At 71.4% G+C, this 16,496-nt stretch carries 5 protein-coding genes; all 5 read left to right on the forward strand.

The window, feature by feature from the left end:
* Positions 1 to 2: 2 nt before the first annotated feature.
* The 5 genes from IO24_RS0113385 to IO24_RS0113405 all read left to right on the forward strand — a co-directional run bounded on the left by IO24_RS0113385 (position 3) and on the right by IO24_RS0113405 (position 16,474).
* The gene (locus IO24_RS0113385) at positions 3 to 854 is read left to right on the forward strand and encodes an ABC transporter ATP-binding protein (RefSeq protein WP_031135338.1); all 852 of its coding nucleotides are present in this window, start codon (positions 3 to 5) and stop codon (positions 852 to 854) included.
* Between the two features lie 94 nt (positions 855 to 948).
* On the forward strand, positions 949 to 2,007 hold the full coding sequence (locus tag IO24_RS0113390; protein ID WP_031135340.1) for an iron-siderophore ABC transporter substrate-binding protein: 1,059 nt from the start codon (positions 949 to 951) through the stop codon (positions 2,005 to 2,007).
* A 3-nt stretch (positions 2,008 to 2,010) separates the two neighbouring features.
* Complete coding sequence (locus IO24_RS0113395; RefSeq protein WP_031135342.1) at positions 2,011 to 3,798, forward strand: ABC transporter ATP-binding protein; 1,788 nt, start codon at positions 2,011 to 2,013, stop codon at positions 3,796 to 3,798.
* Positions 3,799 to 3,855: 57 nt separating this feature from the next.
* Positions 3,856 to 14,784 (forward strand): non-ribosomal peptide synthetase, encoded by a 10,929-nt coding sequence (locus IO24_RS0113400; protein ID WP_031135343.1) that lies wholly within the window; start codon positions 3,856 to 3,858, stop codon positions 14,782 to 14,784.
* Complete coding sequence (locus tag IO24_RS0113405; RefSeq protein ID WP_031135344.1) at positions 14,774 to 16,474, forward strand: ABC transporter ATP-binding protein; 1,701 nt, start codon at positions 14,774 to 14,776, stop codon at positions 16,472 to 16,474. Before IO24_RS0113400 ends, IO24_RS0113405 begins: the two co-directional genes overlap by 11 nt.
* Positions 16,475 to 16,496 lie beyond the last annotated feature (22 nt).

A 16,496-nucleotide genomic window follows, 5' to 3' on the forward strand; every position in this document is an offset into this window, starting at 1 on the left:
CCGTGGTCGCACAGTCCGTCACCGAGGCCGCGGTCGGCGGCGCCTCGCGGCTGGCAGCCCGAGGCGTCACGGTCGGCTACGGCGGCCGGGTCGTCATCGACGGCCTCGACGTGGCGATACCGCCCGGCGTCATCACCACGATCATCGGTCCCAACGGCTGTGGGAAGTCGACCCTGTTGCGGACGCTGTCGCGGCTGCTCAAGCCGGCCAGCGGGACGGTCGTCCTGGACGGCGAGGACATCGGCAGGCTCAGGACGCGGGACGTGGCGAAGAAGCTCGGTCTGCTGCCGCAGGCGCCGGTCGCGCCGGAGGGGCTGACCGTGGCCGACCTGGTGGCCAGGGGCCGTCACCCGCACCAGAGCTGGCTGCGGCAGTGGTCGTCCGACGATGCCGGCGTGGTGGAACGCGCCCTCGCCATGACCGGGGTGTCCGACCTGGCCGACCGTCCGGTCGACGCGCTGTCCGGCGGGCAGCGGCAGCGTGTCTGGATCTCCATGACGCTGGCTCAGGGCACCGATCTGCTGCTCCTGGACGAGCCGACGACCTATCTGGACCTGGCGCACGCCGTCGATGTCCTCGACCTGGTGGACGACCTGCACGAGTCGGGCTGCACCGTCGTCATGGTGCTGCACGACCTCAACCTGGCCGTGCGCTACAGCGACAACCTCGTGGTGATGCGGGAGGGGTCGATCCTGGCGCAGGGGCATCCACGGGATGTCGTCACCGCCGAACTGCTGCACGAGGCCTTCGGGTTGCGCGCTCAGGTGATCGACGACCCGGTGGGCGACCGGCCGCTGATCGTGCCGATCGGGCGTACTCATGTGCACCCGGGACACATCCCGATAAAGGAGTAGAAGTAAGGCTAGGCTAACCTCATTCGGTCGCGATAAGGTTTGCCTGCCCTTAGGCGAGGGTGCAGCGAACTAGCGCGAAAGCAAGGGGTTCTGGATGCTCCTCCATCGAACGACGCCCGGAAAGCCACGGCGGCGGCTGGCGGCGGTACTGTCCGCGGTCGCCCTCGGCGTCGGTCTCCTCGCGGGATGCGGTTCCGACTCGGCGGACACGGCGGGCGACAAGAGTGACGGCACTCAGGCCGCGGCCGCCGGCGCGTTCCCGGTCACCGTGGAGCATGCGTTCGGATCCACGAAGGTCGAGAAGGCGCCCCAGCGGGTCGTCTCCGTCGGCTACACCGACGACCAGACCATCCTGGCGTTCGGCATCAAGCCCGTCGGCATGGTCGACCAGTACCCGAACCCGCCGGGCAAGAGCCCCGACATCAACACCCAGTGGCCCTGGGTGAAGGACAAGTGGGGCGACACCAAGCCCGAGGTCGTCATGAAGAACGGCGACTCCGGCCCCAACTACGAGAAGATCGCGGCCCTTCGCCCCGACCTGATCGTCGCGGTCTACTCCGAGATCGACCAGGCCGCCTACGACAAGCTCTCCAGGATCGCCCCCACGGTGGCCCGCACCAAGGGCGAGAAGGAGCCCTTCAGCGCCCCCTGGCAGGACAACGCCCTGCACATCGCCAAGGCCCTCGGCAAGGCCGATGAGGGCCAGAAGATGGTCGACGACATCCAGGGGCAGCTCGACACGGCCAAGAAGGAACACCCCGAGCTCGGCAAGGAGACCGCCGTCGCGCTGTCCTGGTACGAGAACTCGGTGGCGCCGTTCACCTCCACCGACGTGCGTGGCCGGCTCGTGACGGGTATCGGCTTCAAGTACCAGACCGGGATCGACAAGGTCGCCGGAGGCAGCTTCTACACCAAGCTCTCGCCCGAGCGCATCGACCTCGTCGACGTGGACCGCATCTTCGTCATCAACGACAAGGCCGACACCGAGGCGCTCAAGAAGTTCAAGCTGTTCGCCAACCTCGACGCCGTGAAGAAGGGCAACGTGTCCTACCTGCTCGACAGCGAGGGGCCGGCGGTCGGCGCGGCCATCTCCCAGGGCACCCTGCTGTCCATGCCGTACGCGATCGACGAGCTCGTCAAGTCGGTCGAGTAGGACGTGAGCACCACCGACACGCGCGTCGCCCCGGCGACCCTGCGCACGACGACCGGACGCGAAGCCGGCCGCTGGGTCGCGGCACGCTGCCGCGAGATGCCCGGGCTGACCACCGCGACCGTGCTCACCACGGTCGCGGGGGCGGCGCTCCAGGTGCTCCCGGTGCTCCTGCTCGGCCGGGTGGTCGACGGGGTCGTCGGGGGCGAGGACCGCTCGGTCCTCGTCACGATCGGTGTCCTGATCGGTGCCGCCGCGCTGCTCGGCGCGGCGGCCACCGCGGTGTCCACCTACCTGATCGGACGGCTGGGCGCTGATCTGCTCGCGCGGCTGCGCGAAGGCGCGGTCCGCGCGGTGCTCGGCATGCCGAGCGCGCGGATCGAGCAGGTCGGCCGGGGAGACGTACTCTCCCGGGTCGGTGACGACGTGGCCGTCATCTCCAAGGGCATCCGCACGGCCGTCCCCACGGTGTTCTCGGCGGGCGTGCTGGTCGTCATCGCGACCCTCGGCATGTTCGGGCTGGACTGGCGGCTGGGCCTGGCCGGCGCGGGTGCGCTGCCCGCGTACGCGCTGGCGCTGCGCTGGTACCTGCCCCGCTCCGCACCGCTCTACCGGAAGCAGCGCGTGGCCCAGGCCGATCGCGCCCAGGCTTTCATCAGCGGCCTGAACGGCATCGACACGGTCCGTGCCTACCGTCTGGAGAACGCCTTCCGCGAGAAGGTCACCACCGAGTCGTGGCGGGTGCGCGAGCTAGGTATCGAGGTGTTCCGGTTCTTCGGCCGGTTCGTCGGCCGGGAGAACCGCGCCGAGTTCATCGGGCTGGTCCTGATCCTCGTGGTCGGGTACGCCCTGCTGGAGACCGACGCGGCCAGCCTGGGCGAGGTGTCGGCGGCCCCGCTGCTGTTCCACCGGCTGTTCACCCCGCTGGGCGCCATCATGTTCACCTTCGACGAGGCGCAGAAGTCGGGCGCGAGCCTGACCCGCCTGGTCGGGGTGCTCGGGGAGTCCGCCGAGGAGCGGCTGGTCGGCGACGAGTCCGTCCCGGCGGCCCGGGCCGGGGCGTACCCGGTGACCGTCGAGGGGCTGACGTTCCGTTACCCCGGCTCCGAGGAGCCGGTGCTGCGGGACGTCGACCTGACGATCCCGGCCGGCGGGTCGCTCGCCCTGGTGGGCGCCACGGGTGCGGGCAAGACGACCCTGGCCGCCCTGATCGCCGGTATCGGCACTCCGGAGGCCGGGTCGGTGCGTATCGGGACGACGGACCTCGCCGACCTGGACGAGGCCGGGGCGCGGGCCCTGGTGAGCATCCTGACGCAGGAGACGCACGTGTTCTCCGGCCCGCTCGCCGACGACCTGCGGCTGTCCGCGCCGGGGGCGAGCGACGCCGAGCTGAGGGAAGCGTTGCGGACCGTCGGTGCCGAGGGCTGGGTGTCCGCGCTGCCCGACGGGCTCGACACCCTCGTCGGCGAGGGCGGTGAGCGCCTGGACGTCACCAAGGTCGCCCAGATCGCCCTGGCACGGCTGGTGCTGGGCCGGGCGCCGGTGGTGGTGCTCGACGAGTCGACCGCGGAGGCCGGCAGCGAGGGCGCCGCCGAGCTGGAGCGGGCCGTGGTGGCCGCCTGTGCGGGCCGGACCACGCTGTTCGTGGCGCATCGGCTGACCCAGGCGATGGCCGCGGACCGGATCGCCGTGCTCGACGCGGGGCGTGTCGTGGAGCAGGGGACGCACGAGGAGCTGGTGGCTCTGGGCGGCCGGTACGCACGACTGTGGCGGGCCTGGCGAGAGGGTAGTTAGGCAAGCCTTATTTAGGTTAGCCTAACTCCACATTCTGGAAGGGACGCTGAGTCTTCGATGATGCAACCGCGCGCTCGTCTCGCACCGCTTTCCCCCACGCGCCTGGCCGATGTGCGCCGGCGGATCGGCGACTACCCGGACGGGACCATCACCGAGGCCTGCGCCATCGCCCTGTCGTACTGGGCGACGGGCCGGAGCCCCGAGGGCATCGACCTCACCCCCGGCACGCTCTTCGCCGACGTCCTCGGCTGGGTCGACAACGGGGGCAGCGCGCCCGGTGGTTGGGAGGTCACCCCGGACGGCCACGGCATCACCGTCCCCGACGGCGTCACACCCGAGGACGCGCAGCTCGCGCTGGACGACCTGGCCGACTTCCCGGACCGGCCGCTCGGCACCGTCGGCCCGTCCAGCGTCGCGGCCAGGCTCCGGACCCTGGCCGGGTGGAACGACAACCGGGCCGACCGGGTCCGCCCCACCATCGTGGAGATGTTCCACGAGCAGGCACGTACCCGGCCGGACGCCGTGGCCGTCGTCGACGAGCACCGCACGCTGACCTACCGTGAAGCGGCCGAGCACGCGGGCCAGTTGGCCCACCACCTGCTCGCACGCGGACTCGGCTCCGAGCAGGTCGTGGGCATCTCCCTGACCCGCTCCGCCGACATGGTCATCGGGCTGCTCGCCGTGCTCCAGGCCGGCTGCGCCTTCGTACCGCTCGATCCGCAGTGGCCCGCCGCGCGCCGGATCGTCGTCATCGAGGACGCCCGGGTCGTCGTCCAGCTCAACGCCTCGGGCGAGCACGACCCGGCCGAACCGGACGCCGTGGCCGTCGACCTCGGCGACTGGCAGTACGGCTCCTACCCGGCGGAGGGGCCCGGCGTCACCGTCCTCGGCGACGCCCTGGCGTATGTGATCTTCACGTCCGGTTCGACCGGCCGCCCCAAGGGCGCGATGATCCGTCACGAGGCGATCAGCGAACGCCTGCTGTGGCAGGTGAACGAGATCCTCGGCTTCGGCCACGACGACGCCTCGCTGTTCAAGGCGCCGCTGTCCTTCGACATCTCCATCAACGAGATCTTCCTGCCGCTGGTCTCCGGCGGCCGGCTCGTCGTCCTGCGGCCCGGCGGCGAACGCGACCCGCACCACCTGCTGAGCGTCATCGCCGAACAGCGCGTCACCTTCACGTATCTGGTGTCCTCCATGCTGGACGTGCTGCTGGAGATGGCGGGCGACACCGGCCGTCTCGACAGCCTGCGGCACGTGTGGTGCGGCGGGGAGGTGCTCACCCCCGAGCTGTACGAGCGGTTCCGCACCAGGCTCGACAACGTCCCCATGTACCACGGCTACGGCCCCGCCGAGACGACGATCGGTGTCTCGCACGTCATCTACCGGGGCGCCGCGGAACGCCTGTCGACGTCGATCGGCAAGGCCAACCCCAACACCCAGCTGTACGTCCTGGACGAGGAACTGCGCCCGGTACCGGTCGGGGTCGGCGGCGAACTGTACGTGGGCGGCTTCCTCCTGGGCCGCGGATACGTGGGCGCCCCCGGCCTGACCGCCTCCCGGTTCGTGGCCAACCCCTTCGCGGACGACGGCTCCCGGCTGTACCGGACCGGCGACCTCGCCCGCTTCGCCCCCGACGGATCGCTGGACTTCCTCGGCCGCGCCGACAACCAGATCAAGATCCGCGGCATGCGACTGGAGATCGAGGACGTCGAGGCCGGTCTCGCCGAACACCCCCGGGTCCGGCACACCTGCGTCGTCGCGAAGAAGAACACGGCGGGCGGCACCTACCTGGTCGGCTACGTCATCCCGGCCACCGGCGGCGAGGACCTGCGGGCGGACGAGGTCAAGGCGTGGGCCGCCGAGCACATGGTCGAGTACATGGTGCCCGCCCACCTCGTCGTGATGGAGGAGTTCCCGCTCACCGCCAACGGCAAGCTCGACCGCAACGCCCTGCCCGAGCCCACGATCGAAACGGGCTCGCTCGTCCGGCCCACCACCGACGACGAGCGCGCGGTGTGCGCCGCGGTCGCGCAGGTCCTGCGGCTCGACGAGGTCGGTGTCGACCAGGACTTCTTCCAGCTCGGCGGCGACAGCATCCTGGCGATCTCCCTGCTGAGCGCCCTGCGCGACGAGGGCCTCCACGTCACGGCACGGCAGATCTTCACCCACAGCACCGTGGGCGCACTGGCCGCGGTCGCGAGCCGTGAGGACGTCTCCACCGCGGACCACGGCGACGTCGCCACCGGAACCGTCGTGGGATCGCCCATCGTGCAGTGGCTCGGTGAGACCACGGACGCCGTCGACGGCTTCGTCCAGTCCGTCGTGCTCAACACCCCGGCGGACCTGACCGCGGACGCCCTCGACGAGATCCTCTCGGCCCTCGTCCGGCACCACGACATGCTGCGCGCCAAGCTGGTGCGCGGCGACGACTGGAGCTTCGACATCCCGGAGGCGGACGGGGCGTTCGTGACCTGGCAGGAGAGTGATCTGCCGGTCGAGGAGTGCGTCGCGCTCGCCACCGAGGGGCTGGACCCGGACGCCGGCTCGATGCTGCGTGCCGTCTGGCGCCGTGAGGCACGGCAACTGGTCCTGGTCGCCCACCATGTGGTGATCGACGGCGTGTCCTGGCGGGTCCTGATGGAGGACCTGGCCACCGCCTGGCGGCAGTCCACCTCGGGCATGCCGATCGAACTGCCCCCGGTGGGCACGTCGTTCCGGCGCTGGACCCAGCTGCTGGAACGTGCCGCGTTCGACGCGGACAGCGCCTACTACCGGCGCCCCCTGCCGGGAGAGGACCACCCGCTGGGCAGGCGCGCCCTGTCCGCGGCCGACACCGTCGCGCACGAGCGGCTGCGGACCGTCTCGGTCGGCCCCGAGATCACGGCCGCCCTGCTGGGCGAGATCCCCGCGAAGTTCCACGCGGGCGTCAACGACGTCCTGCTGACCGCGCTCGCCGTCGCCCTCGCCCGCCGGCGCCGCGACCTCGGCCAGGACCAGACGTTCGCCCACATCGAACTCGAAGGCCACGGCCGCGAAGGACAGTTCGTCGCGGGCTCCGCAGGCTTCGATCCGGAACTGTCGCGCACCGTCGGCTGGTTCACCACCCTCTTCCCGGTGACCGTCGACCCCGGCACGGCGGCCGACCTCACCACCCCCGCGTATCTGACCGCCGCCCTCAAGGCGGTCAAGGAGGACCTTGCCCGGGTGCCGGACAACGGCATCTCCTACGGCGCCCTGCGCTACCTCACCCACAGCGAGTTCGACGCCCCCGCACCGCAGGTGCTCCTCAATTACCTCGGCCGCTTCGCCGCCGGCGCCCCCGGCGACTGGCAACTCGCGGGCACCACCGGCCAACTGGGTGAGAAGCGCGACCCGCGGATGCGCCTGCCGCGCGCCCTGGAGTTCAACGCGATCGCCGAACCCGCCGCCTCCGGCGCGTACGAACTGGTCACCACCATCTCCTGGCCCGACGGCATGTTCACCGACGCCGACATCACGACACTCGGCGACTACTTCCGCACGGCCCTGGCTGGACTCGCCGCGCTCGGCGAGGGCGGCCACTCGCCCAGCGACTTCCCCCTGGTGCCGCTCACCCAGACCGACGTCGACGCCCTGGACGGCCCGGCGCTGCGGGACATCCTGCCGCTGACCCCGCTGCAGGAGGGCCTGTACTTCCACTCGGTCTTCGACGACGACTCGGCGGGCGCCTACGTCGAGCAGCAACTCCTGACCCTGGACGGCGAGGTGGACGCCGACCGGCTCGCGGCGGCCGCCACCCGCCTGCTCACCCTCTTCCCGAACCTGGCCGCCCGGTTCACCGCCCTCGCCGACGGCCGCGTGGTCTCCGTGCTGGAGAGCGGCGTCCAGGCCCCCTTCACCACACTGGACCGCCCCGGCATCACCGACGAGGAGATACGCGCCCTCACCGAACGGGACCGCCGCGCCGGATTCGACCTGGCCAACGGCCCGTTGATGCGATACACGCTCATCCGCACCGGCTCCGGCCGGAACGTCCTGGTGCAGACCGTGCACCACATCATCGCCGACGGCTGGTCCGTGCCGCCGATGCTCCGCGCACTGCTCGCCGAGTACCACGCCCCGGGGACCGTCTACCCGATCGGCGGCTTCGCCGACTACGTGCACTGGCTCGCCCGACGCGACGACGACGAGAGCGACCGCGTCTGGAGTGCCGAACTCGCCGGCCTGCCCGGCCCCTCGCTGGTCGCCGAGGACCACACCCCGTCGGACCGCTTCGCCGACACCGCCGCGGAGCCGGAGGGCGACCTCGACGCCGCCGTCCGCGAGGCCGGCGTGCCGCTGAGCGTGGCCGTGCACAGCGCCTGGGCCGTGACGCTCGGCGGCATCCTGCACGGCAGCGACGTGGTGTTCGGCTCCACCGTCTCCGGACGCGACGCCGAGGTGCCCGGCATCGGGGACATGGTGGGCCTGTTCATCAACACCATCCCCGTACGCGCCCGTTGGGCCGATGGAACCACCTCCTCCGACCTGCTCGCCTCGGTACGCGAGCACCAGAGCGCGGTCCTGCCGCACCAGCACGTCTCCCTGGCGAGGATCGGCCGCCAGGCCGGCGCCGGCTCCCTGTTCGACACCCTCGTCGTCTTCGACGTGGCGACCGATGTCGCCGCCCTGCGACGACCCGACGACACGCTGGTCGTCTCCGACCTCGTCAACGAGGGCGCCCCGCACTACCCGCTCACGCTGGTGGTCGAGCGCGCGCTCGACGGACGGCCGCGCTTCAACCTGATCTACGACGGCGAACTGCTGCGGGAGACAACCGCACAGTCGATCCTGCACACGTTCACCCACACCCTCACCGGCCTGCTCACCCGGCCGGACGCCCTGGTCGACGACCTGGCACCCGAGAGCGAGCGGCGTCCCGCACCGATCACCCCGACGACGCTGGGCGGCCTGTTCGACGCCGCCGCGCGCCGCGACCCCGCCGCCACCGCCGTCACCCAGTGCGGCCTCGACGGCGGCACCCGGTCCCTGACCTACGGCGAACTGGCCGACACCAAGAACGAACTGGCCTCCGCCCTGCGCGCGGCCGGGGTCGGGCTGGGCAAGCGGGTCGCCGTGGCCGTCCCGCGCTCCCTGGAACAGGTCGTCGCCCTGGTCGCCATCGTCAGCGCGGGCGGCGCCTACGTCCCGCTGGACCTCGCCTACCCGGACGACCGGCTGGAGTACATCCTCGCCGACGCCGCACCCCAGGTCGTCCTGGTGGACCGTGAGCAGCGCGACCGCTTCACGGAGCTGCTGGCCAGGGCAGGCGTCCCGGCCCGGGTGCTCGTGCAGGGCGACGAACTGCCGGCGGGGGACACCACCGAGCCCGAGGTGAGCTGGCACAACCCCGCCTACGTCATCTACACCTCCGGATCGACCGGCAGGCCCAAGGGCGTCGCCGTCCCGCACTCCGGCGTGGTGAGCCTGCTCGCCAACACCCAGCCCGACATGGACTTCGGCCCGCAGGACGTGTGGGTCCAGTTCCACTCCTTCTCCTTCGACTTCGCGGTCTGGGAGCTGTGGGGCGCGCTGGCGTACGGCGGCGAACTGCTGGTGCCCGAGTACGGGCTGACGCGCTCCCCGGTCGACTTCCACCGGCTGGTCCGCGAGCACGGAGTCACCGTGCTCAACCAGACCCCGTCGGCGTTCTACCAGTTCATCGAGGCCGACCGGCTCGCCGGCGAGCCGCTGCCCGCACTCCGCCGGATCATCTTCGGCGGCGAGGCGCTGGACCTCGGGCGGCTGCGCGGCTGGGTCGAGCGGCACGGCACGGGCGCGCCCGAGCTGGTCAACATGTACGGCATCACCGAGACGACCGTCCACGTCACCCGCCGGGTGCTCACCGACGAGGACTTCGGCCCCGGCGACGACGCCAGCCCGATCGGCGGCCCGATCCCCGGCCTGGTCACCTACCTGCTCGACGACCGGCTCCGCCCGGTGCCGCCCGGCAAGGTCGGTGCCATCTACGTCGCCGGCGACCAGGTGTCGCTCGGCTACCTCGGCAGGCCCGGACTCACCGCCGGCCGCTTCGTGGCGAACCCGTTCGCGGACGACGGCTCCCGCATGTACCACACGGGCGACCTGGCCATCCGCACCCTCGACGGCGAGCTCCAGTTCACCGGCCGCGCCGACGACCAGGTACAGCTGAAGGGCTTCCGCATCGAGCTGGGCGAGGTCGAGTCCGCCGTACGGGAACTCGACGGTGTGGTGGACGTGGCCGTCACGGTGGCGGACAGCGGCGATCACCTGGTCGCGCACGTGGTGGGCCAGGCACCGGGCGACTTCGCCGAGTTGCTGTCCACGAAGCTGCCCGTGCACATGGTCCCGGGTCGACTCCTCACGATCGACGCCCTGCCGCTGACGGTCAACGGCAAGCTGGATCGAAAGACCCTGACTGAACGTACCTTTGGGGGCGCGGGGCTGTATCCATATGCGGCTCCGCCGCGGGGCGCGACCAGCCCCAACGCACCCGCAGACAAGAACTCAGCAGTCACCGCACTCATCGAGATCTTCACTCAGACACTGCCCGGCACAGCCGTCGACGCCGACACCGACTTCTTCCACGCCGGAGGCGACAGCATCGTCGCCATCACGGTCGTGAACAGGGCCCGGACCCTCGGCCTGCAGATCTCACCCCGGGAGGTCTTCCTGCTCAAGACCCCCCGCGCACTGGCCGACAACCTGGCGACGAGCACACCGCAGACAGCCGCCCCCGCCCCCGCCCGCCGCGAGGACGGCCCCCTCACCCCCACCCCCATCATCCTGCGCCAACGCGAACTGGGCGGCTCCCTCACCCGATTCGCCCAGGCCAGGACCCTCCAAGCTCCCGAAGGCACCGCCTTCACCGACGCCCAGCGCGCCGCGAACGCCGTAGTCGCCGCCCACCCGACCCTGCGACTGCGCCTGCGCATCGAGCACGGCGTGTGGGCCCTGCGCACCGAACCGGCCCACGAGGTCACCGTCGTACGACCGGACACCACCGACGCCACGGCCGTGGCGAACGAGGCCGCGGCACAGCTCGACCCCGAGTCCGGAAACGTCATCGCCTTCGCCTGGCTGGAAGCCACCCGCACCCTCGTGGTCACCGTGCACCACCTCGCCGTCGACTCGGTGTCCTGGCTGATCCTGCTGGACGACCTGGCCGCAGCCCTCCGCGGGGAGACGCTCGCACCGCCGACCACGTCGTACGCCGAGTACGCCGAAGCACTGAAGCTCCACTCCACCCACGCACTCGACGACCTCGGCCACTGGACCACCACGCTTCAGGCGCCCGAACTGCTGCCCACGGTGGGCGGACTGCGCGAGACCACGGTCGTGCTCGCCCCCGACGTGAGCGACCGCCTCACCCGCACCGCGCCCGCCGCACTCGGCGTCGGTCTCACCGAGCTGCTGTGCGGGGCGCTGCGCACCGCGCTGACCCGCGTCCAGCCGTCGCCCACCGATCTCGCGATCGAACTGGAGCGGCACGGCCGGGTCCCGGTCCTCGAACAGCACGACTACACCCGTACGGTCGGCTGGTTCACCTCCATCGCACCCGTACGGCTCACCCCGCACACCGACCCGGTCGCCGCGGCCCGCGAGGTCGCCGAACGCCAGCCGGACGAGCGCGCCCACGTCGCCTACGGGCAGCTCAGGTATCTCGACCCGCAGACAGCCCCGCTGCTCACCGCCCGCCCGCAGGTGCTGTTCAACTACCTCGGCAGGGGCAGCGAGTCCCAGGCGCTGCACCTCACCGGCGGCGACCAGGGCAGCCCGTACGCCGTCGAGGTCAACGCCTGGACCGACGAGGCGACCGGCAGCCTGCTCGCCGAGTTCACCCTCGCCGAGGGCATACCCGACGAGATCACCGAGCACTGGCGCGGCGCGCTGGAGCACATCGCGGACGCCGCCACGACGGCCGAGCGCACCGCACCGGTCACCCCGCTCCAGCGCGGCCTGTTCTTCCAGGCCCAGATGGCGGGCACGGCCGGACACTACGTCGCGCAGAGCTGGTTCACCTTCGACCGGCGCCTGGACACCGACGCGCTGGCCGAGGCGATGACGTACGTGATCGCACGGCACCCGGTCGTGGGCGCCGGCTTCAGCACGGACGACGACGGAAATCCCGTCCAGGTCCTCAAGGCCGGCCGGCGGGTCGACGTCCGTACGGTCGCCCTGTCGACGGACTCGGAGGTCGACGCCTTGCGCGCCCGGGACCGCGACACGGGATTCGACCCGGGGGAGCCTCCGCTCATCCGGCTGACCGTGGTGCGGCTGCCCGACGACCGCGACGGCCTGCTGCTCAGCTACCACCTGCTGCTGTGGGACGGCTGGTCCCGCGAGATCGTCCTGCGGGACCTGTTCGACGCCTACCGTGCCGTCCTCGCGGGCGAGCCGCTCGACCCGATGCCGGCCACGCCGAGCTTCGAGGAGTACGCCCGGGCGCTCGACGCCAAGGACCCCGCCGTATCGGAACGCTTCTGGGCGGAGCACCTGGCCGGTCTCCCCGGCCCGACGCTGCTCGCCGGACCGGCGCCGGCCCTCTCGGACGACCTGCCGCGCGCACTCGTGCACACGCTGTCCGCCGAGCAGTCAGAACTGCTGCGGGACGCGGCCAGGGTGCACGGCGTCACGCTGAACTCGGTGCTGACCGGGGCGTTCGGCCTCCTGCTCGGCGCGCACACCGGCCGCAGCGATGCCGTGTTCGGCGTGACCGTCTCCGGCCGCGACGGCGAGGGCCTGGACGGCATCGTCGGGGTGCTGCTCAACACCGTGCCCACCTGGACGCGGGCCCGGCCCGACGAGTCGGTCCGGGAGTACCTGTCGGCCGTACAGACGGCACGGGTCGAGGCGATGGAGCACGAGCACCTGGGGCTCGGCGAGATCCAGCGGGCCAGCGGGCACGACACCCTGTTCGATAACCTGTTCGTGCTGCAGAACTTCCTGGACATGGACGCGTTCGCCGAGATGAACGCCCGGCACGGCATCACCTCGGTGAAGGCCGACGACTCCACGCACTACCCGTTCACCTGGGTCGTCACCCCGGGCGACCGGCTCACGGTCAAGCTGGAGTACCGCGACGGAGACACCGCGGGCGCCCGCCGTCTCCTCGACGACTTCCTGAGCGTGCTCCAGGACCTCGCCCGGTCGACCGGGCCCGTGGGCGCCCTGCGGGGGCTGGGCCCGGTCCCCGAGCCGGCCGCACGCACCGACGTCGGCACCGACACCGTCGTCGACCGGTTCGACCGGGCGGCCGACCGCGACCCGCAGCGGGTGGCGCTCGTCGCCGACGGCTCGACGATGACCTTCGGCGAACTCCGGGACCGCAGCCGGGCCGTGGCGGGCGTGCTCGCCGGACGCGGCATCGGCCCCGAGACCACCGTGGGCCTCGCGATCCCGCGCTCCCTCGACTGGATCGTGGCGCTGTTCGCCGTCCTGCGGGTTGGCGCCGCGTACGTGCCGCTGGAGCTGGACCACCCGGACGAGCGGATCGCCGCCATCGTCGAGGACGCCGGGCCGGACCTGATCCTCACCGTGAGCACCGTGTCGCCCCGGCTGGCCGGCGAGCTGATCGAACTCGACCGGCCGCTCCCCGAGACCGGGCCGTTCGTGACGTTCGCGCCGGACGACCCGGACCGGCTGCGCCATCCCGCGTACACGATCTACACCTCCGGCTCGACCGGGAAGCCCAAGGGCGTGGTGACCGAGTACGCCGGGCTCACCAACATGCTGATCAACCATCAGCGCCGGATCTTCGAACCGGTACTGGCGGAGCACGGCCACCGGATCTTCCGGATCGCGCACACCGTGTCGTTCGCGTTCGACATGTCCTGGGAGGAACTGCTGTGGCTCGCCGACGGCCATGAAGTGCACATCTGTGACGAGGAGTTGCGCCGCGACGCGCCCCGGCTGGTCGAGTACTGCCTGGAGCACGGCATCGACGTCGTCAATGTGACCCCGACCTACGCGCAGCAGTTGGTGGCCGAGGGTTTGCTCGACAACCCGGCACGGCGGCCTGCGCTGGTGCTGCTCGGCGGTGAGGCCGTCACGCCGACGCTGTGGCAGCGGCTCTCCGACACCGAGGGCACGGTCGGCTACAACCTGTACGGGCCCACCGAGTACACCATCAACACGCTCGGCGTCGGCACCTTCGAGTGCGAGGACCCGGTCGTGGGCGTCGCCATCGACAACACGGACGTGTACGTCCTGGACCCCTGGCTCCGGCCCCTTCCGGACGGCGTCCCCGGTGAGCTGTACGTGTCGGGCATCGGCATCGCGCGCGGCTACCTCGGGCAGCCCGCCCAGACCGCGCACCGCTTCGTCGCCTGCCCGTTCGGCGAGCCCGGCGAGCGCATGTACCGCACTGGAGACCTGGTGGTCCGCCGGCCGGACGGCAACCTGATGTACCTGGGCCGCACCGACCAGCAGGTCAAGATCCGCGGCCACCGGGTCGAACTCGGTGAGGTCGAGGCGGTGTTCGCGGCGCATCCGGCGGTGCGGTTCGCCGCCGCGGTCGCCCAGCCCGACCCGCAGGTCGACGGTGCCTACCGGCTGGCCGCCTACCTGGTGCTGGAGGACGCGCAACTGGCGGCCGTCGCCGCCGAAGTGGGCGCCGGGCTGCCGGACTTCCTGCGGCCCACGCACTACGCACAGGTCGACAGCATCCCGCTGACGGTGAACGGGAAGGCTGACACCAAGGCGCTGCCCGAGGCCAAGCCGCTGGGCGCGCTGACCACGGTGGGGGAGCGGGGCCCGGAGACCGAGACCGAGACCGTGGTGTGCGAGTACTTCGCCGAGGCACTGGATCTTGACGACGACGAGGTGAGTGCGGTGAGCGACTTCGTGTCCCTCGGGGGACACTCCATGCTGGCGGTACGGCTCGTCGGGCTGCTCCGCCGCGAGTACGGTCCCGTGATCACGATCCGCGATCTGTTCACCCTGCGAACCCCGGAAGCGATTGCCCGCCACCTCGATGACAACTGACACAGAGCGGCCCCGCCACGGGGCCGCCATCCTCCGCACGGCCCTGCGCCGCAACATCGCCGCCATGGTCTGGGGCACTCTCCTCATGGGCCTCTACCAGGCCGGTGAGACGGCCTTCCCCATCGCGCTCGGCCTGATCGTCGAGCACACGATGCGGGACGGCCGCAGCCTCCAGGCGCTCGCCCTGTCGATCGGCGCGCTGGCCGTGATCATCACGACGGTGTCGCTGTCGTGGCGATTCGGCATGCGGATCCTGCAGAAGGCCAACACGACCGAAGCGCACCGCTGGAGGGTGAGGGTCGCGGCCTGCGGCCTGCAACCGGTGGCCAGGGACGTCGACCTCAAGTCCGGCGAGGTGCTGACCATCGCCACCGAGGACGCCGATCAGACCGCCGACATCATCGAGGTGGTGCCGCTGCTGATCAGCTCGCTCGTCGCGGTGCTGGTCGCGGCGGTCGCGCTGGGTCTGGCCGACATCCGGCTCGGACTTCTGGTGATCGTGGGCACCGTCGCGATCCTGTCCATCCTCAGTGTGATGTCCAAGCGGATCGGCTCCAGCACCCAGGAGCAGCAGGCCCGGGTGGCGCGTGCCGGTGCGAAGGTCGCCGACCTGATCACCGGCCTGCGCCCGCTGCACGGCTTCGGCGGCAACCACGCGGCCTTCCGGTCCTACCGCAAGGTCAGCACCGAGGCGAAACACCAGTCGATCACCGTCGCCAAGGTGAACGGTGCCTACGCGGGTACCGCACTGGCCCTCAACGCGGTCCTCGCCGGCGCCGTGACCCTGACAGCGGGCTGGCTGGCGTTCGAGGGCCGCATCAACATCGGGGAACTGGTCATGGCCGTGGGCCTGGCGCAGTTCATCATGGAACCGCTCAAGCTGTTCTCGGAGATGCCCAAGTACGTGATGATCGCGCGTGCCTCGGCCGAGCGGATGGCGCTGGTGCTGTCGGCCCCGCCGGTGCAGACCCCGGGCTCCGAACGCCCGTCCGCGGGCGGCGACCTGGAGATCGACTGCGTCCGACACGGCACCCTGACCAACCTGAAGTTGCAGGTGAAGGCAGGCGAGTTCGTCGCCATCGCCCCCTACCAGCCCCGCGCGGCGGCCGACCTCGCCGCCGTCCTGGCCGTGCACGTCCCGCCCGCCGCGTACGAGGGAACGGTACGGATCGGCGGCCAGGAGCTGGCGGATCTCTCCGTCGAGGCGGTCCGAGAGCACATGCTGGTCAACCCGTACGACGGGGAAATCTTCGCGGGCACCCTCCGCACGAACATCGACCCGTCGGGCACCAGCCGGACGGTCCCCGACGCCGTCGAGGCCTCCATGCTGACCGACGTCGTGGCCCTGCACCGCGAAGGCCTCGACTACGGCGTCCGCGACCGGGGCGCCAACCTCTCCGGAGGCCAGCGCCAGCGCCTCTCCCTGGCCCGCGCCCTGGCCGCCGACACCGAAGTCCTCGTCCTGCACGACCCGACCACGGCGGTGGACGCGGTCACCGAGCAACTCGTCGCCCGCAACGTGGCGAAACTGCGCCGCGGCCGCACGACGATCGTCATCACCAGCAGCCCGGCGTTCCTGGACGCGGCGGACCGGGTCCTGGTCCTGGACGGCGGCACGATCACAGCGGAGGACACCCACCGCAACCTCCTGGCCAACGACGAGGCCTACTGCCTGGCGGTCGCACGGTGAGTGGCAAGGGGGCTGGGGGACA

It is taken from the genome of Streptomyces flavovariabilis, assembly GCF_000725785.1.
Classification (GTDB): Bacteria; Actinomycetota; Actinomycetes; order Streptomycetales; family Streptomycetaceae; genus Streptomyces; species Streptomyces hawaiiensis.

Bases quoted from the DNA above. Each gene is read 5' to 3' on its own strand.
- IO24_RS0113390 (WP_031135340.1), top strand. From the start codon at position 949: ATGCTCCTCCATCGAACGACGCCCGGAAAGCCACGGCGGCGGCTGGCG.
- IO24_RS0113400 (WP_031135343.1), top strand. From the start codon at position 3,856: ATGATGCAACCGCGCGCTCGTCTCGCACCGCTTTCCCCCACGCGCCTG.
- IO24_RS0113405 (WP_031135344.1), top strand. From the start codon at position 14,774: ATGACAACTGACACAGAGCGGCCCCGCCACGGGGCCGCCATCCTCCGC.